This window comes from Micromonospora sp. DT228 (assembly GCF_049841595.1).
GTDB lineage: Bacteria > Actinomycetota > Actinomycetes > Mycobacteriales > Micromonosporaceae > Micromonospora.
In genome coordinates this window covers 119,249-137,464 of record NZ_JBNCKO010000004.1, presented here as the reverse complement: position 1 = coordinate 137,464, position 18,216 = coordinate 119,249, and the positions used below count along the sequence as shown (strand labels likewise).

At 71.4% G+C, this 18,216-nt stretch carries 11 protein-coding genes; 3 read left to right on the top strand and 8 right to left on the bottom strand.

What is annotated here, in order from left to right:
- Window position 1 precedes the first annotated feature (1 nt).
- From ACLQ29_RS10125 to wecB, 3 genes are all read right to left on the bottom strand, one after another.
- Window positions 2-913 carry an NAD(+)/NADH kinase gene (locus tag ACLQ29_RS10125; RefSeq protein WP_393367959.1) on the bottom strand — a complete coding sequence of 304 codons (912 nt, stop codon included), beginning with the start codon at window positions 911-913 and terminating at the stop codon, window positions 2-4.
- A gap of 100 nt (window positions 914-1,013) precedes the next feature.
- A complete protein-coding gene (locus ACLQ29_RS10120; protein WP_425771362.1) occupies window positions 1,014-4,118 on the bottom strand; it encodes a M14 family zinc carboxypeptidase in 3,105 nt (1,034 codons plus the stop codon).
- Between the two features lie 129 nt (window positions 4,119-4,247).
- Window positions 4,248-5,330 (bottom strand): non-hydrolyzing UDP-N-acetylglucosamine 2-epimerase, encoded by a 1,083-nt coding sequence (wecB, locus tag ACLQ29_RS10115; protein WP_425771361.1) that lies wholly within the window; start codon window positions 5,328-5,330, stop codon window positions 4,248-4,250.
- A 175-nt stretch (window positions 5,331-5,505) separates the two neighbouring features.
- On the opposite strand from wecB, the gene ACLQ29_RS10110 reads away from it, so the two are divergent.
- On the top strand, window positions 5,506-7,674 hold the full coding sequence (locus ACLQ29_RS10110; protein WP_425771360.1) for a bi-domain-containing oxidoreductase: 2,169 nt from the start codon (window positions 5,506-5,508) through the stop codon (window positions 7,672-7,674).
- A 68-nt stretch (window positions 7,675-7,742) separates the two neighbouring features.
- Here the strand turns inward: ACLQ29_RS10110 and ACLQ29_RS10105 are convergent, their stop codons facing one another.
- Together ACLQ29_RS10105 and ACLQ29_RS10100 are read right to left on the bottom strand one after the other, a co-directional pair.
- A complete protein-coding gene (locus ACLQ29_RS10105; protein WP_425771359.1) occupies window positions 7,743-8,924 on the bottom strand; it encodes a glycosyltransferase family 4 protein in 1,182 nt (393 codons plus the stop codon).
- A complete protein-coding gene (locus tag ACLQ29_RS10100) occupies window positions 8,921-10,924 on the bottom strand; it encodes a heparinase II/III domain-containing protein (protein WP_425771358.1) in 2,004 nt (667 codons plus the stop codon). Before ACLQ29_RS10100 ends, ACLQ29_RS10105 begins: the two co-directional genes overlap by 4 nt.
- Before the next feature lie 438 nt (window positions 10,925-11,362).
- Here ACLQ29_RS10100 and ACLQ29_RS10095 point away from each other — a divergent pair, with 438 nt between their 5' ends.
- Complete coding sequence (locus tag ACLQ29_RS10095; protein ID WP_425771357.1) at window positions 11,363-12,589, top strand: O-antigen ligase family protein; 1,227 nt, start codon at window positions 11,363-11,365, stop codon at window positions 12,587-12,589.
- 224 nt (window positions 12,590-12,813) lie between these two features.
- On the top strand, window positions 12,814-14,268 hold the full coding sequence (locus ACLQ29_RS10090; RefSeq protein WP_425771356.1) for a hypothetical protein: 1,455 nt from the start codon (window positions 12,814-12,816) through the stop codon (window positions 14,266-14,268).
- Here ACLQ29_RS10090 and ACLQ29_RS10085 read toward each other — a convergent pair.
- Genes ACLQ29_RS10085 through ACLQ29_RS10075 form a run of 3 tightly spaced genes read right to left on the bottom strand, consistent with a single transcriptional unit; the run spans window position 14,217 to window position 18,216 of the window.
- A complete protein-coding gene (locus ACLQ29_RS10085) occupies window positions 14,217-15,410 on the bottom strand; it encodes a glycosyltransferase family protein (RefSeq protein WP_425771355.1) in 1,194 nt (397 codons plus the stop codon). The genes ACLQ29_RS10090 and ACLQ29_RS10085 overlap by 52 nt on opposite strands.
- A gap of 20 nt (window positions 15,411-15,430) precedes the next feature.
- Entirely contained in the window at window positions 15,431-16,801 is a 1,371-nt protein-coding gene (locus ACLQ29_RS10080; protein WP_425771354.1) for a glycosyltransferase family protein, read from the bottom strand.
- Entirely contained in the window at window positions 16,798-18,216 is a 1,419-nt protein-coding gene (locus tag ACLQ29_RS10075) for a lipopolysaccharide biosynthesis protein (RefSeq protein ID WP_425771353.1), read from the bottom strand. The genes ACLQ29_RS10080 and ACLQ29_RS10075 overlap by 4 nt, the downstream gene beginning before the upstream one ends.

The window sequence follows — 18,216 nt, the reverse complement described above, 5'->3', positions numbered from 1 at the left end:
GTCAGCAGGGTGGGGGGATTTGTTGTTGGGCTCTTCGTCGGAGTTCTTCGGGGAGCAGCTCGCGGAGCTGCTCCGGCAGGAACGGCAGGTCGAGCAGTGTCATCTTCAGCTGGTTGCGTTCCTGGTAGCGCAGCGGGTCGAAGCGGACCACCAGGCCGGCGTTGCGGCGGTACGTGATGTCCACCGTCCCCTCCGTGGCCGCGTCGCGGAACACCAGCCCGTCCATCTCCACCACGACCGGCGACGAGTCGGGCCGGAGTTCCAACCGGATCTTCTCGTCCGGCGAGAGCACCACCGACCGGGAGATGCCGGCCATCGGCGCCGACGGCGTGATCACCACCGAGTCCGCGGCGGGGGAGATCAGTGGGCCGCCGGCCGCGTAGCTGTACGCCGTCGAGCCGATCGGGGTGCTGACCACCACGGCGTCGCTGCGGTAGTAGCCGTACTGCTGGCCGTCGATGCCGAGGGTGACGCTGACGAAGCCGGAGCCGGGCTGGCGGACCAGCGCGATGTCGTTGAACGCCACGACGTCGTCACCGCACACGTCGCACGCGAGGCAGGCGTGCGACTCGACGGTGAAGTCCTTCGACAGCAGCCGACTCAGCGCGTCGGGCAGCTCCGGCGGCTCGATCTCGACGAGGAACCCCAGATGACCCAGGTGTACGCCGAGCACCGGCTTCGGGTCGCGGATGGCGGAGCGCAGCGCGCCCAGCATGGTGCCGTCGCCGCCGATGCTGATCAGCGCGTTGGCGCGGATGGCGACCTCGTCGGCCGGCACCGGTTCGACGCAGGACGGTACGCGGTGCTGGTCCTCCTCGCGCACCATCAGCGTCTTGTGGTGGCGCGTCGCCCACCGTTCGATGATCCCGACCACCTCGGTGACATCCCGGGTGGGGTGCAGCACAAGTCCCAGCCCCGACACCCGTACAGCTCACCACATTCGCGGTGGCCGCACCCCGCGTACCGCGAAGGTGCGCCGGCGGCCCGGAGGCAGCCGGCGCACCTCGCCGCCGTCAGGGTCGGGGTCGACCGGTGAGGTGTCGCAGCGAGCGGGCAACCAGGTCGTCGCGGGCCGCCGGGGCCAGGCCCTCCAGCCCGAAGCCCAGGTAGACGGTGTCGCCGGTGACCACCACCGAGCCCTCCTCGAACGCCCGCTGGCTGCGCGACCAGTCGGTGGCGTTGCCACCGGACCCGGCCGGTGGCCCGGCCACCGCCCAGCCGCCCAGGTCGGCCGACTCGAACGAGGTCTCCGCCACGGCCGACCCGTCGACGAGCACCCGGGCGTCGTCCACGAAGACGCCGAGACCCTGCGTGGCCCAGTCCGAGGCGTACGTGATCGACACCTCGACCTGCTTACCTGCGTAACCGGACAGGTCCGCCACCCACTCCTTCCAGCCGCCGGAGGCGCCGGACGCCGCGTTCCAGCTGCCGGTGGTCCCGGTGGGCGAGCAGTCCGCACCCTGGTAGTGGGCGAGGAACGGGTGCAGATCGTCCCAGTTGCCGAGGCAACTCTCCCCGGTGGCCGTGCTGGTCTTGCCGTTGGCGTCCGGCAGGGTCGTCCAGTTGTCGGTGCCCACCTCGTGGGCCTCGACGAAGAGGAAGTCCCAGTCCTGCTCGGTGTCGTAGGAGGTGAAGAAGCGCAACTCACCACTGCTCGCCCCGGTCAGGTCCACCGTGCGGGTGAGCCGCTTGTACGACTCGTCGCTCTGCCCGCTGTGCAGGTACCACTCGCCGGTACGCGGATCGAACGGCGCGCCGCTCGGCCGGGTCCAGCCCACCGGCGCGGAGCTGGCGAACTGGGGGAACTCGTCCGGCGGCAGGAAGCCCGACGTGGTCAGGAACGACGCGCCGTGCTCCTGGTTCTGCGCCGACCCGGGCGCGTTGAGCTGCCCGCTGAAGCCGGCGAACGCCCCGTCGGTCCCGGCGACCGGGTACGGTCCCCCCTCCGGGGCGGTGCCGCCGTCGCTGACGTAGGTGTACGCGCCCAGCCAGTACTGCTGGAAGTCGTTCAACAGCGGCAGGCAGGTGTCCGACTCGGCGTCGGTGCACTCGGGCGGCGCGTCCGGGTGATAGACGTACGACCCGTTGGCGCCCTGGGCGTAGAGCGCGTACTGGCCGCTGATCAGGAGCTTGCCGCCCTCGTTGAGGTAGTCCCGGACGGCCAGTTCGGTGTTGAGCGCCGCCTTGGCCGTGGTGCCGGGCACCTGCCCGGGGGAGCGCAGGATGACGTCGTCGCCGGTCTCCCAGACCACCGCCTTGTAGTGCGACAGCACGCCCAGCGGGTGGGGCGCCGTGCGTCCCATCGTGTCGAAGTCGTACACGTCGCTGCTGCGCCCGGCGGCTGTCAGCGACGCCGCGACCTCGTCGGCGTACTTCGCCGTGGTGCCGGTCTGCGTCGGGCTGAGGCCGGTGACGTCCTCCATCGCGAGGACCAGCACGTCGCCGCCGATGTCGCTGTGCACCTGGTAGGTGAAGTGTTGACTGGCGACCACCCCGGCACGCGGTTTGCTCCCGGTGAACCAGACCTCCACCCGGTCACCGGGCTTCGCGCCGGTGACCGTGCCGCGCAGCTCGGCGTAGTAGTCGTCGTGCGTGTCGCCGTACCGCTCGCCGCCGCGCCACTCGCGGACCGCGACCGTCTTCGGTCGCCCGCCGTTGACCGTGTAGTGCATCCGGACGTTCTTCAGCGCCCGCCGGGTGATCGAGGCGACCTGCTGGGTGCGCCCGTAGGAGGTGTCGAACGCGTCCACCACGAAGTCCGGGGTGCTGCGGCCGACCACCGACACCGGGTCGTCCGGGTCCGCCGCGGATCGGGCCACGGACAGCGCGAACGGCAGGTTCTTGCGCACCTCACCGGCGATGAGGGCCTCGTCGTCGGGGAAGATGAAGCCGCTCACGCAGTCCTCCGGGCGCCACTGGTCATCCGGGTCGACAGCCGAGGCGGCCTCGCAGGTGGACATCTCCGGGGTGAAGCCCAACGTGCCGTACTTGACGGTGGCGTGGCTGTCGGTGTCACCGTTGGTGGTGTAGAGCTCGGCGGAGATGTCCGGGTCGTAGCCGGGCACCGCCGGGTGCGCGTCGTCACCGGCCATCGCCTCGTAGATCACGTCGTCCGGGGTGGGGGTGCTCACCTGCCAGCCGACGCCGTAGAGCAGCAACTCGGCCGCCGAGTGGTAGTTGACGAAGAACTCGAACCCGACCCGCTTGAACAGCCGGTCCAGGGCCTTGGTCTCCGGCTCCGAGTTGGGGCTCGGGCCCCGGTAGGTCTCGCTGCTGGGCTCCGGTGACGAGCCCTCGTTGTCGTACCCCCACTTGTAGCTGAAGTTGCGGTTGAGATCGACGCCGTCACCCGCGGTGATCTGCCCGTCGCCGTTGTTGTCCCGCAGGTTCTTGCGCCACAGCCGGTTGCCGGGGGTGAAGGTGTGGTCGTAGCCGTCCGGGTTGGCGACCGGCAGGAACCACAGCTCGGTGGTGTCCAGCAGGCGGGTGATCTCCCGGTCGGTGCCGTAGCTGTCCAGCACGTGGTGCATCAGCCGGCGGGTCATCTCCGGCGTGATCCACTCGCGGGCGTGCTGCGCACCGGCGTAGAGCACCGCCGGACGCTTACCGTCCTCGACGGTCCGCGCGTTCTTGGTGACCTTGAGGGCGAGAATCGGCTGGCCCTGCTGGCTGCGGCCGAGCGTCTCCACCTTGGCCAGCTTGGGATGACGGGCGGCGGTGGCGTTCAGCTCGTCCCGGAGGCCGCCCGGCTCCCCGTAGGGGCGGAACGCCGTCCAGCCGGCCGTGGCCTGCTCCCGCAGCGCCTGCGAGGCGTCCTTGCCGCGCACCTTCTTCACCGACAGGGGGACGCCCTGGTCGGTGAGCCGCTTGGCCTGCCGGCGGCTGAGGACCGTCTCGACGGTGGTCTGTCCGGTGGAGTCGGTCTTCGCGTCGTGGCCGAGGTCGACCCCCGCCGCGCGCAGTGTGTCGCGCTGTTTCGCGTCGACAGTGCCGACGTACACCTCCAGGCCGTCGCGGGTGCCCGGATCGGACGACGGCCGCGCGCTGGCGGGTGGGGTCAGTGCCAGTGCGCCGAGCAGGGTGAGCACGCCGGCGATCGCCAGTCGTCTCGGTCTCATCGCGCCTCCTTGGGTCAAGGACCTGTAGGCGCGAGCCTTCGGTGTGGCCCTATCGATGTCAATAGTTCGATGAGCGCGAGGTGGCTGACCGTGTCGGTGCGGGTGCCGGCAGTGATCGAGTGAGATTGGCTACCGGAGCGTCGACGAGATGACGTCCGCGATGCGCGTACCCGCCGCGCCGTCCCACAGCGGAGGCGTGGGCCAGACGGCGGGTCGCTGCGCGGCCACCGTGCTCGCCACGGTCTCGGCGAGCGTGGACCGGGTGACGAGGCGGTTGGTGCCGTGCGTGATCGTGATCGGGCGTTCGGTGTTGGGTCGCAGTGTCAGGCAGGGCACGCCGAGCATCGTCGTCTCCTCCTGCACCCCGCCGGAGTCGGTGACGACGACCGCCGCGCCGCGTACCAGGCTGACGAACTCGAGGTAGCCCAGCGGGGCGACGACCCGCAGCGCGCGGTGCGAGAGCAGGCCCGCGCCTTCCAGGTGCTGCCGGCCGCGCGGGTGCAGCGGCAGGATGACGGGCAGTTGGTCGGCGACCGCGTGCATCGCCTTGACCAGGTCGACGACGTCCGTCGGATCGTCGACATTGCCCGGTCGGTGCAGCGTGGCCACCACGTACCGCTCGGGGAGTGAGAGCGCCGCCCGGATGCCGGCGACGTCGAAGCGGTGGAGATTGGCCAGCAGAGTGTCGATCATCGGGTTGCCGACCAGGTGGACCTTCTCCGCCGCGACGCCCTCGGTCGAGAGGTGCGACACGGCGTCGGGGCTGGTGGCGAACAGCAGGTCGGACACGTGGTCGACGACGATCCGGTTGATCTCCTCGGGCATGGACCGGTCGAAGCTGCGCAGCCCCGCCTCCACGTGCGCGACCGGAATGCCCAGCTTCGACGCCACGAGGGCGGCGGCGAGCGCGGAGTTGACGTCGCCGTAGACGACGGTCAGGGCCGGTCGGTCGGCGATCATCAGCTCTTCCAGGCCGGTCATGACGCTCGCGGTCTGGCGCGCGTGGCTGCCCGAACCGACCCCCAGGTTGAGGTCCGGCTCGGGCAGGCCCAGTTGCCGGAAGAAGACCTCGGACATCCGTTCGTCGTAGTGCTGTCCGGTGTGGACGAGGCGCTGCGCCACGCCGTGCTGCTCCAGCGCACGGATCACCGGTGCTGCCTTGGGGAAGTTGGGACGTGCACCCGCGACGTGCAGAACGGTGTCGGCTGGCATGGATCTCCTCGAAAATTCGGTACGAATCAACGGCGGCGCGCCAATAGTACAAGTTATCCAGTTTAGGGCATCTAATCGTCATAGAATGTCGAATGACGGATGCGTTGCGGTCTGCGTTGCCGAGCCGGCGACCCCGCGAACGATGTTCCTACTTCCCGAAGGCAGGCAGACCCGCGTGAAGCAGATCGTCCAGTCGGTGTCCGGAGGAGAATTGCGCGTCGTCGACGTTCCCCAGCCGGAGCCCGGTTCCACCGAGGTGCTCGTCGCCACGCGCAGGTCCCTGCTCTCCGCGGGAACCGAGCGCGCCGTACGCGAGCTGGCGTCGGCGAGCCTGCTGCGCAAGGCACGAGCCCGGCCGGATCTGGTCCGCCAGGTCGTCAACCGGGCACGCACCGGGGGAGTCCGCTCCACGATCGCCGCGGTGCGCAGCCGGCTCGACGAGGACATGCCGCTCGGCTACAGCGCCGCGGGTGTCGTGGTCACCGCAGGCGCCGCCACGGACGGCATCCGACCCGGGATGCGGGTGGCCACCGCCTCGGTGGGGCACGCCGAGTACCAGGCGGTGCCGGGTCTGCTCGCGGTACCCGTACCGGAGTCGGTGTCCGACCAGGCGGCCGCCTTCGGCGCGGTGGCGGCGATCGCCATGCAGGGCCTGCGACAGGCCGAGGTGGGCCTGGGCGGTTCGGTCGCGGTCGTCGGTCTCGGCCTGGTCGGGCAACTGACGGTACGACTGGCGCTCGCCTCGGGTCTGCACGTCATCGGCATCGACCTGCGCGACTGGACCGCGCAGTTGGCCGGCGAGTGCGGTGCGGTCGGCCTGGTCGAGGCGGGTGCGGCGACCACCGAGCAGATCATGGAGCTGACCCGTGGCCGAGGCGTCGACGCGGTCCTGATCACGGCGGCGACGGCCTCGTCGGAGCCGGTCGCGCGCAGCACCGAGATCGCCCGCGACCGTGCCCGGCTGGTCGTGGTCGGCGACGTCGGTCTGGACCTCGACCGTCGACGTTTCTACGAGCGGGAGCTGGATCTCCGGTTCGCGCGCAGCTACGGTCCCGGCCGCCACGATCGGTCCTACGAGGAGTGGGGCATCGACTATCCGATCGGGCACGTGCGCTGGACGGCACGGCGCAACGTCGAGGCCTACCTCGACCTGGTGGCCAACGGCCGGGTCGCGGTCGACGACCTGGTGACGCATGTCTACGAGGTGGAGCGCGCGACGGCGGCCTACGAGGTGCTGGCCTCCGACCCGCGCTCGCTCGCGGTGCAGCTCAGCTACTCGGCGCCAGCGCAGCCGTCCCGACAGACGATCACCATGCGGCCGCGCCGCACCTCGACGTCGCCACGGGGTGGCCTGATCGGCGCCGGCACCTACGCCAAGGCGACGTTCCTGCCCGCGCTCAAGGCGGCGGGCTGGGGAGACGACCTCGTCGCCATCACGTCGGCCAAGGGCCTGTCCGCGCGGCACGCGGCCGAGCGCAACGGCATCGCCGTGGTGGCGCCGACAGTCGAGGACCTCCTGGTCCGCGACGACATCGACGTGGTGTTCATCCTCAGCCGCCACGACTCGCACGCCCGCCTGGTGGCGCAGGCGCTCGACGCCGGCAAACACGTCTTCGTGGAGAAGCCGCTCGCGCTGACCCAGGACGAGCTCGACGAGGTTCGGGCCGCCTACGACCGCAACTCCGGTCACCTGTTCGTCGGGTTCAACCGTCGGCACGCGCCCATGGTCGTGCACGCCAAGCAGGCCCTGGCGGCCGGGTCCGGGCCGATAACCGTCGCCTACCGGGTCAACGCCGGGCAACTGCCCGCCGCCCACTGGTACCACGACCGACGCCAGGGTGGCCGGATCCGGGGCGAGGTGTGCCACTTCATGGACCTCGCGTCGTGGCTGGTGGGCGACCAGCCGCGGGTCGTGCACGCGTACGGCAGCGGTCGCGGCGAGCCGGGCCTGGAGGAGGACGTGAGTGTCCTGCTCGGATACCCGGACGGGTCCACGGCGACGATCACCTACTCCACCTGGGGGCACCGGCGTACGCCGAAGGAACGACTGGAGGTCCTCGGTCGCGGGCACACCGTGGTGATCGACGACTTTCGACGCCTGGAGATCGACGGCCGGGAGGTGAAGCGCGTACCCGGTGGCAAGGGACACCAGGAGCTGCTCGCCCACACCCGAGCGGTGATCGCCGGCAACGCGCCCGACGACCGGGAGCTGGACGCGTCCTTCGGCACGACGAGGGCCGCCCTGTCCGCGATCGCCGCCCTGGCGGGCATCCAGGAGGATCACCCGTCGCGGCTGCCCACCCAGGCAGACGTGGCGAGCGTGCGAGCCGGCGCCACCTCGTGACCCGCCGCGCCACCTCGTGACCCGCCGCGCCCGGCGCCGGCGCTGCCGAGAGTGCCGGGGCGCCGGGGTCAGCGGGGCGGGTCGCCGTCGACGAGCGGGGCGAGCAGCCGCCCGAGGGCGTGGGCCATCGCCGTACGTGACTGGTTCGCCCGGATCCAACTCCGGCCGGCCGCGCCCATCTTGGCCAGCTCGTCCGGGCTCGCCTGGGTGATCTGGGCGAGGCCGTGGGCGAGGTGGCCCGGCGGGGTCACGTACCCGGAGTCCGCGCCCAGCACGAGGTCACCGACGGTCCCCGGGCTGTTGGTGACGATCGGCAGCCCGGCGGCCATGTAGTCGAACACCTTGTTGGGGCTGACCCCGGCCCGGAACAGCTCGACGTCGGCGAGCACGTGCACGCCGACGTCCGCGGCGTGCAGGAGATCGGGGATCTCCGACTTCGGCACCGGGTCGAGGAAGCGCACGTTGGGGATGCCGAGGGCCTTGGCCTGTAGGCGTGACTTCTCCACCCCCGCGCCCACCAGCACGACGTCGATCTCGGGTACCGCCTCGGCGGCGGCCAGCAGCAGGTCGAGCCCGTTGGCCGGGCCGTGTGCGCCGGCGTAGACGGCGGTCCGACGGGTGAACCGGTAACGCCGCCGCAACTCGGCACGGGGCCGGCTGGGTACGAAGTCCTCGGGGTCCGCCGCGTTGGGAATGAAGGCGATCTTCTCGGGCGCTACCCCCTTGCCCTCGATCGCCGCCCGTACGCCGGGCGCCATGATCACCACGCGGTCGGCGCGCCGGTACAGGAACACCTCGAGGCGCTGCAACGCCCGGTACGCCACCGACGTCTCCGACAGCGTGCCCATCTCGACGAGCACGCGGGGCCACAGGTCCCGGACCTCCAGGACGAACGGTGTGCGCCGGAGCGTGGCCACGACACAGCCGGCGAGGCCGGCCAGGAGGTGTGGCGACGAGGCGTAGACCACGTCGGGTCGGGGCTGCCGCAGGCTGGCCACCGTGGCCGTCACCGCGTAGCTGGCCCAGTTGACCACCCGGCCCAGGCCGTTGCCCCGGTACGGCGTGACGGCGACCAGGTGAAAGCCCGGCTCCGCGCGTTGCCGCTGACCGGTGATCATGTTGCGGCGGCCCGCGATGATCACGTGCGTCCAGCCGGGCAGTCGACTGAACAACTCGACGTGCCGGGTGCCGCCCGGATGGCCCGGCGGTACGGCGAAGTGGTTGAGGACGAGGACTCTGCGTGGGGTCATCGTGGTGCTCGCACGTGGTGGACGTCCCCTGATCCGAGGTGGGTGGCGGTGAGGGAGGCGCCCGCGTCGCTCCAGGTCACCTGATAGCTGAAGCCGTCGAGCGCGTCCGGCTCGGGTGGCGGCCCGGGGATCGCGCCGAGCCCCCACACCGTGGTGTCGGCCCGGCTCTCGGCCGTCAGCCACGTCGCCGGCTCCCAGCGTCCGTACGTCCGGCTGTGCCAGCCCGCGAAGGGCGTCGACCGTCCGCGTACCGCCTGGTGTCCGTCCAGCCCGACGAGGCCGAGCTTGGTCCCGCCGACGACGAGCGTGTCGGCGTCCACGACGACGTCGGGGTGCAGCGGCACGGTGAGCGACCAGGACCGGGCGGTCGCCGGCGGGTCGGCGAACTCGACGATCGCCACGTACTGCTCCGCCACCACGACCGCGCGGCCGACGCGCACCGGGTGGTCACCGCGCGCGTACGCGTCGTGCCACCCGAAGACGATCGTGCGATCCGGCAGGACGAGCGGTGCGCCCAGGTGACCACGACCGGTGTTGAGCCAGCGGAACGCCCGGTGCGGGACGAGCTGGTCCTGCCCGTCCGGGCGGCGTACCGGGTGGGCGGCGGAGGTGCGCAACCCGTTGCGGACCTCCAGCGGGCCGTTGTAGGTGCCCGTGCCCGGGTCGGCGATCAGCCACCTGTCGTCGTGCGTGATCCAGACCGAGGTCAGGTCGGCGTGGCCGTGCGAGGGGCCGCCGTCCACCTTGAACCACACGCGCCACGGCCCCCGGTCGACACGCGCGATGCCTCCGGAGGTGGTCGCCGCCGACCGGGGGCGCATCGTCGCGGCGAACGTCTCCGAGGTGGCCTCGGGGTCGGGCGGGGGCGCGTACCACGCCAACTCGTCGAAGTCGGCGTACCACCGCGCGGGCAGCCGTTCGCCGCACAGCGCGAGGCCGAGCGCGGCGGAGCCGGCCACGTCGAGCGGGTCGCCGGAGGACGCGAGCACCCGTCCCTCGTCCCAGTCGCCGTACTGCGGGACGTCCCCGTCGAACACCCCGAGCCGGGCCAGGTGCAGGCTCGCGGCGTGCAGATCACGGCGGACGCGCGGCGGCGCGCCGCCGAGCAGCACCCGCACGATGAGCATTTCGAGGACGAACCTGTGGTACGACACCGAATCCTCGATCATCCGGCCGTCGGCGCCGAAGTGTCGGCGGTGCTGAGCCGCGAACATCCTCTCGCCGGTACGCGCCCACCAGCGGGCCCGCCGGGCCGTGGGGAACATCCGGGCGAGCAGCAGCAGCCCGAGCGCGTCGCCGAGCAGGTGGTTGTTGCGCATGCTGCTCAACGTGTAGGGCAGCTCGACCATCAGGTGCCGGGCGCTGGCCAGCAGCAACCGCTCCATGGCGGTCGTGACGTCGCCGGGTAGTCGGTCGCCGACGAGCGCGAGGATCTGGTTCCAGGCGATGGCGCGCAGGGCGAGTTCGAGGCTGGAGTACCAGTTGACGCCCCGTTCCGGCGGGGACTGCGTACACCAGGCCCGCAGTAGCTCGTCGAGGCCGCCCTGCCACGGGCCGGTCGGGTCGAGGCGGGCCGCGCGGGCCAGGACGACCAGGTCGCGGTGGCGTGCCGCCTCCCAGGTGTGCTTCACGTCCGACAGCCGAGCCTCGGAGCGGATGTCGATGCGCCACCACGGGTCGTCGGCCGGCCACTGCCGCCCGGTCAGCGGGTCGGTGCCCCATGGCGCCGACACGCCCGTCGCCACCCGGGCGCCGAAGACCCGGAGCCCGTCGTTCAGCACGTGGCCGGCGTCGTCCAGGCACCGCTGCCGCGCTCCGTCGCCGATCGGCAGCACGCTTGTCAGCGGCACCGGCGCGGACGCGTGGTGCCGGTGCGCCTGCCCGCGGAACAGGACGGCGTGGAATCCGCTGCGCTTGGACGCCTCGTACGCCGCGCGCAGCGGCGCCGACAGGCCCAGCGCGCGCATGTCCACGGCGATCGCGCGGAGATCGGGTTTCACCTTCGACTTCCCCCTGGGCAATGGCGATTCCGTCGTTTCGTCCCGACCAGGACCACGGGTGTAGGAAGCTGCAAGCGCATCAAATCGGGCATTTAGGACGCGTTTGGTGGTGCGTGAGCCGCATGGGCGCGCGCCGGTCGGGGCGGGTCGTCGGTCTGACGTCTGTCCAACGCCGCCGGTGCCGCTTCAGTGACGACATCGCCGGTGGCGACATGGCCACCCGCGACATGGCGGGTGCCGCCGCGGGGACGAGGAGGAGTGGTCGTGACAGCGCAAACCCGGGTGCCGCTCGGATTCCGCTCGCCGATGCCGCCGCCGGCCGGTGTCGGAGCCGGACGCGGCTTCGGAGGCGGACCCGGCTTCGGAGGCGGACGCGGCTTCGGAGGCGGGGCCGGTCCCGGAGGCGGGGCCGGCGCCGGACCGGGCGGCTGGCGGACGATGATGACGACTCTCGCCGTCGCGCTGCTGTGTGTCGCGGCCTTCCAGGCGTCCACGGCGAACGTCTGGCTGACAGTCCTGCAGGCCTCCGCCGGGGCGATCCTGCTCCGTTGCCGCCTTCCGCGCCCTCGACTGCCCGATGTGCTGGCGGTCGCGATCGCCGCCTGGGCGCAGCTCACCGTCGTCTGGTCCAGCGACGTCGCGCAGACGCGGAGCGTGGCCCTCGCGTACACCTCGGCCGCTCTCCTGTTCGTCGCGGTCCGGCACGTCGCCACCACGCCGTGGCACCTGCTCGCGGTCGGGGGTTCGTACATCGTGGGGTGTGCCATCGCCGCGTGGCGCCTGATCATCGAGGCGCGCGCGGCCGGCGGATCGACCGGCGCGATGGACATGGCGGTGCGCTTCGGCATCGAGGGCACCAACATCAACTTCACGGCCTACTCGAGCGTCACCGCGTTCGTCCTGGCGTTGGGCCTGTTGAAGATCCGCGGTCAACGCCGGCTCGTCACCATCGCTCTGACCACCGCGTTGCCGGTGCTGGCGTCCGGGATCTTCCTGAACCGGACCAAGGGCGCCCTGGTCGCCCTGCTGCTCGTGGTGGCGTACGCGCTGCTCAGCGAACTCAACCCCCGGGTGACCTGGGTGGCCGCGGTCGCCGTGGTGCCGACGCTGCTGGTGACGGTGCCGCTCGGTCTGGGGCAGAGCGCGTTGGTGTGGACCGACGACGTCATCGGCTCGGCGGCGACCGGCGACGTGCTGAGCCGTATCGAGCTGTGGCGGTACGCGTCCTCGTACTGGTGGGACTCCCTCTGGGTGGGCGGCGGCGCGGGAACCTTCGAGCTGTGGAACCCGTTGGGCATCCGAGCGCACAACGCCGTGCTCGCCGTCGCCGTGGACCTGGGGCTGGTGGGCTTGGTGGGCGTGGCCGCCCTGTTCGGGGCGGTGCTGGCCCGGCGGGCGGCGCGGTGCCCGGTCGGGCTCCGGGTCGCCGGGCTGTTCCTGGTGGGCGGCTTTCCGCTCTGGCTGACCGGGGTGTGGGAGTTCGAGCGGGGGTCGTGGCTGGCCCTCGCCCTGCTGTCGATGCTGCCGGTCCACGCCTCCGTCCGGCAGAAGGTGGACGACCCGGGACGACGCCTGACAGGCCCGCCCGGTCCGGTCCGGGCTCGCGCCACCGCACCCCCGGCCGGCGCGACCGCCCTGGACTGGGGCGCGGCCATCACCCGGTGACTACCCGGTCGTTGGCTCGTTCAGTGACTACTGACAGCCAACCGATTGGCCCGCAGCGTGGCGGAGCGCCGTCCGCGCCGACGGAGCGTGCCGTGCCGCGCCCTTCGTACCGTGGGTCGGCGGGTGCTCAACAGTGTGGAGGGCCGGCGAGTGCCATCTCGGAATGCCGTCCGGGTCGACTCGCGACCGCCCAGGGTCGGCCGTTGCGCCGGGAGTGGTCCTCGGTGACCGCCGTCGACAGAGTCAGTGACGGCCGACACCGCTCGCCGGTCGGCGGCTGGCAGCTCCCGGCCGCCGCACCGCGACCCGAGCAGCGCGTACGCCCGCCGATGGCCCGCCCGGCACCTGCCGGTCGCACGGTCACCTGGCTGCCGTTGGCGCTGGCGCTGGTGTGGATGCTCGGCACGTTCGGCACGTTCTGGACGACGAGACTTGCCCACGACGTCCGGAACCCGTACCAGCTCTCCGCCTTCGTGCTCGTGGCGACAGCGCTGTTCGCCGGGGGATACGTGGCGCAGATGGCCCGCCGTCCGCCCACGGTAGCCGCAGCGACACACTCCGTCGGCCGCGTCCGGCTGGTGCGTCAACTGGTCCTGGCCAGTGCGGTCTACTACGTCGTCGTGAGCCTGACGCGGCTGACCCAGTTCGGCGCCACCGGCCCCAGCAGCGTCTGGGCGAACATCCAGGCGCCCGCCACCGGCTACGTCAACAAGTTCGACGTCTACCAGCAGGGGGTCGGCAGCACGAGCCCGTGGATGACCGCCCTGTTTCCCCTCGGCGTCCTCAGCGTGGCCCTCGTACCGTTGCTCGCGGTGCACTGGCGCGCTCTCCCCGGTTGGCTGCGCCTCGCAGGCGTGGCCGCGACGGCGACGCACATCGCGTTCTACCTGTTCATCGGCACGATGAAGGGGCTCGGCGACGTCGTCATCATGCTCGCGGCCGGGATGTTGGTCGCGTGGGCGTCGGCCCGGCACCGGCCGCGGACCTACTCGCGCCGGCGTCGGGCGCTCCTGCTCGTCGTCGGGGCGTTCGTGCTCCTGGCCACCTACATGATCCACAATCACGCGACGCGGGCGGCCGAGTTCGGCACCACGGGTGACGTGGTGCACGTGAACCCCTCGGTGGAACGTGTCCTGGGTAAAACGATGGCCGAGGGCATCGCCGCGATGATCGGCTATCCGACGCACGGCTACCTCGGGTTGTCCTACAACCTCCAGGTGCCCTTCGAGTGGTCCCGTGGTCTCGGCAGCGCGCCGTCCGCCGCGATCTTCGCCGAGCAGACCCTCGACGTGGACCTCAGCGAACATCCCAGCTTCCCCGACCGGACGGAGAACGAGACGGGATGGCCGGCGCGGATGTACTGGGCCACCATCTACCCCTGGCTCGCCTCGGACCTCACCTTCCCCGGCGCGGCGCTGTTCATGGGGTTGGTCGGGTGGCTCTTCGCCGGCTCGTGGCGCGCGGCGGCGTCGTCCCGTCGGGTGGTCCCGTCGTTGATCTTCGCGCAGCTGTGCATTCTCATCATCTACGTGCCGGCGAACAACCAGCTCGGGATGGCACCGGAGTCCATCGTCGGGATGGCCACGCTCCTGGCCCTGCACGTCATGCAGTCGCTCTTCGGCGAACGTCAGCCCCACTGTCGGAAGAACCTGCCGAGCGGCTCCGCGTACGCCCGGTAGTCGAACGATTCGAGCGCCTGGCTGCGCGCGGCCTGGCGCATGTCGCTGCGCTGTGCGGGGCTGAGCCCCGCCGCCGCGCGGAACGCCCCGGTGACCTCGGTGACCGAGTGGTCCCGGCAGACCAGGCCCTCACGGTGGGGGCGCAGGTATCTGCCCAGGTCGCTGGTGAGGTTGGCGATCACCGGTGTGCCGCTGGCGAGACTCTCGCAGAACTTCGTCGAGAAGCCCGCGTCCGCCGCCCGCTCCGGCCTGCGGACGAGGACTGTGAAATCCGCGCCCTGGAGGGCGGTCGACACCTCGGCCTGCGGTAGCCGACCCAGGCACCGCACACCGTCCGGCAGCGGCCGACCGCCGAAGAGGCGGCCCACCTCGTCCCGCGTCGGGCCGTAGACGCGCAGCTCGACACTCGCGCCGTCGCGCTGGACGTTGCCCACCGCCTCGATGACGGTGCCCAGGAGATCCTTCTTGTTCCCGTGCGGATTGCCCGCGTAGGCGAGCGTGAGCGGAGGCGAGTCGCCCGCGGTCTGCCGGGCCTCCGGCGTCAGGCTCTTGACGTCGAGAGTGGGCGGCACCCGCAGGATGGGTCTACCGCTGCCGCGGTAGTGGTCTTCCAGGTAGGAGCTGATCACGATGATGCCGTCGCACCGCGGGTAGTAGTGGCGCAGCGCCAGCTTCATGCTGACGTGCAGCGGGCCGAGGTAGCCGCCGCGGACGTGGCGTCCGTTGAACCAGTCGACGACGTCGACGATCAGCGGCACCCGGTGCCGGCGACACCAGCGCTGGAGGTGGAACATGTACTGGGCCTGACCGCCGTGCACCAGCACGTGCGACGGCTTGGTCGGCTGGGCGTCGAGCCACCGGGCCGTCCGCTGACCCCAGCGCACAAGCGTCTGCACCGAACTGCCCAGCGGCCCCGCCTCCGGCGACGGCCGCTCCGCGAGACCGAGGTGGGAGACCGAGCCCGGTCCGTCGACGCCCGGCAGCGCCGTGCGGGTGACCGGCTCCGACCCACCGCTGGCGACCACCACGTCGTAACCGGCGGCGGCCAACGACGCCACCAGGCCGTAGACCCGTCGGGACCCCGCCTCACCCCACGGAAACAGGAACGGACCCACACAGGCGACCCATCGGGTACGTCTCATCGCAGCACCTCGACTCGCTCCTAGGTCAGTTGCCGGCCGGCGGCCCCGGCGGTGGAGGATCCGGTGCGCGCCGCCGAGCCCAGCGTGGCGGCGAACCGCGCGGCCACGTTCTCCTTGGCGTGCTCCCGCCGTGCGAAGGCGGTCCCGTTGCGGGCGAGCCGCTCCCGCAGGGCCGCGTCCCGGCAGAGGTCGGTCAGGCCCCGGACCAGCGCCGCGGTGTCGTCGGTGCCGACGATCAGGCCCGCGTCGGCCTCCTGGATGTGGTGCATCGACGCCACCTCGGCCGGCCCGTAGCCGAGGATCGGACGGCCCGAGGCGAGGTACTGGGGGATCTTCGTCGAGACCGAGTAGCGGGTGTAGCGGCGGATCTCCTCGTCGAAGGACTCGATGTGGACGAGGACGTCCGCGCCGTGCAGCGCGGCGGGCACCTCGTCGCTGCTCAGCGACGGCCCGAGCCGCACCCGCGCCAGGGGGGCGAAGTGGCGCGCGTACCGGGTGAGGTCCTGCTCCGGCGCGTGGATGGTCAGCCGGACGGGCAGACCGGCCGCGGCCAGGCCGTCCAGCGCGGCGCCGATGTCGCGCAGCGACTCCCAGCGGTTGAGGTGCAGGGCGCCGACGTAGACCAGCTCGGTCGTTCCCCGCTGCTCCGCCTCGCGGCGGGGCGGGGCGAAGAAGGTCTCGTCGACGCAGTTGGCGAACGCGCTGAACGGGACGCCGTAGCGCCGGGTGTACTCCTGGGCCATCGGCTGACTGATGACCATGCCCAGCGGGGCCAGGCGGATGAGCCTCGCGATCGTCTCCTGGACGGAGCGGTCGGCCCGACCGAACAGCTCACCGTTGTCGTACAGGGTCGCCGGCCAGTCGTCGGTGAAGTGCGGCACGACCGGGACGCCACAGGTACGCGCCGCGAGCGCCGTGATCCTCGTCAGCCGTACGCTGCCGAGCATCGAGTAGACGACGTCCGGCCGGAAACCACGCATCCACTCGATCAGCGCCGGGGGGACGCGGATCGGGCTGAGGTCGGCCGTCGCGCGCAGTTGTGCGTAGATCTTGGCCATGGTGGGACGGCTCTCCGCCGCGGCGTGTACGGCGGCGATCGGCCGGCTCTGTTGCAGGGGCGTGCGACCGTTCCAGCCCGACATCCGCATGGCGTAGTACTGGATCGGCAGGTAGTGGTCTCGGGGCGGGAAGTGGAAGAAGTTCTCGCACACGTCCGTGGTCGGCGGAATGTTTCCGGTGTGCACCTGGGCGAGGCGGTCCCTGGGCCAGCCGGAGAAGAGGTTCGACAGGGTCATGGCGGTGCCGCTGACCCGGCTGAAGGGCGTGTGGCTCACCACCAGCACCCGCGGAAATTCCTCGTCCAACACCATCGGTGCGTCCGCCTCTCTCATGTGGTCCGTATTCTCAGCGCCCGCCGGTAGCCGACAATGGCCGCCGGGACAACAGTCACGGTGTAGACGACAACGGCGACGTAAGGCGCCGCGGCCACTCCCCACCAGTGCACTCCGAGCAGTTTTCCGACAATTGACAGTGGTAGGTACAGCAGATAGCCGCACAACTGGGGGCGGACGACTCCGGCCGCGTTCTGCACCATGAACCGGGGCGAGATCGCGGCCAGCACGATCCACCAGCAGGCGAGGCCCAACAGGAGTGACCGGTTTCCGATCGAGATCGGCAGCCAGGCGGCGAGGAGTTGCTCGCCGAACAGCACCAGGATCGTCGACGGCCCGACCGCGATGAGCGTCGACACGATCGTCATCCGGCGCACGGTTCGGCGGATCCAGTCGAGGTCGCCACGCGCCAGGGCCTCACCGTGCATCGGCCACAAGGGTTGGTTGACAAGTGTCACGAGCGCGCCGAGCTGGTTGAACAGTCGGGCCGGCACCGCGTACGCGGTGACACTGGCGAGACCCAGCACGTGTGCGATGAGCAGTGGGTCGGCATTGTCCGCCAGGACCATGATCAGCGTGACCAGGAAGAAGAGGCCGCCCAGGCCGAACAGCTCCCGGACCCCCCGGCCGTCGACGTATCTCGGCCGGGGCCTCAGCTGCGGCAGGCGCCAGCCGAACGTCCAGACCGTGTTGACGATGTTGACGAGCAACGGGCCGATCGCGATGCTGGCGATCACCGCGATCGGGGGCAGCTTCGCGTACACCGCGCCGAGCGCGAGTGGGAGGGAGAGCGCGCTTGCCGTCGCCTGCCAGACATTGCTGGCCGCCACCTGCTGATACGCGTACTGGACGCGGGCGATGAGCGACAGCGGGATGTTGAGCAGGAACGCGGTCAGGCACACCAGGGCGACGAGGTGGGCGTCGCGCGCCGCCGCCCCGGTCGCGTTGAAGAGCAGCGGCCACGGGATGAACCCGCCGAACAGCCAGAGCAGGCCACACGTCGGCAGCGCCACCCCGCAGACCGCCGCGTAGGCGCTGGAGACGTACCGCCGGGCCGCGTCCGAGTCGCCGTCCACCCGACAGGGCGCGAGCCTCGTCATGAGCCCGAGACCGACGCCCAGGTCCGCGAAGGCCACCATCCCGGTGACGGCCAGCACCGCGGCCCACAGTCCGTACAGGTCGGTGCCCAGATAGGACAGGGTCACGGGGAGGAGGACGAGTGGCACGAGAGCGCTTACCACCCGGCTCAGCGCGGCGGTGGCGATCCAGGACAGCAGTCGACGACCGCGCCTCGGGGCGGGGGGAGTGGCCTCGACCGACGCGTGTGGCTCCAACGTCTGGACGGCCCGGCGCGACCTTGGCGGTGCGGCGTGCAGCGGCTCGTACCGCTGAGACCTGCCGTCCCGGGTCCGCAT

Bases quoted from the DNA above. Each gene is read 5' to 3' on its own strand.
- ACLQ29_RS10120 (WP_425771362.1), bottom strand. From the start codon at position 4,118: ATGAGACCGAGACGACTGGCGATCGCCGGCGTGCTCACCCTGCTCGGC.
- wecB (WP_425771361.1), bottom strand. From the start codon at position 5,330: ATGCCAGCCGACACCGTTCTGCACGTCGCGGGTGCACGTCCCAACTTC.
- ACLQ29_RS10105 (WP_425771359.1), bottom strand. From the start codon at position 8,924: ATGACCCCACGCAGAGTCCTCGTCCTCAACCACTTCGCCGTACCGCCG.
- ACLQ29_RS10095 (WP_425771357.1), top strand. From the start codon at position 11,363: ATGATGACGACTCTCGCCGTCGCGCTGCTGTGTGTCGCGGCCTTCCAG.
- ACLQ29_RS10085 (WP_425771355.1), bottom strand. From the start codon at position 15,410: ATGAGACGTACCCGATGGGTCGCCTGTGTGGGTCCGTTCCTGTTTCCG.
- ACLQ29_RS10080 (WP_425771354.1), bottom strand. From the start codon at position 16,801: ATGAGAGAGGCGGACGCACCGATGGTGTTGGACGAGGAATTTCCGCGG.
- ACLQ29_RS10075 (WP_425771353.1), bottom strand. From the start codon at position 18,216: ATGCGGACCCGGGACGGCAGGTCTCAGCGGTACGAGCCGCTGCACGCC.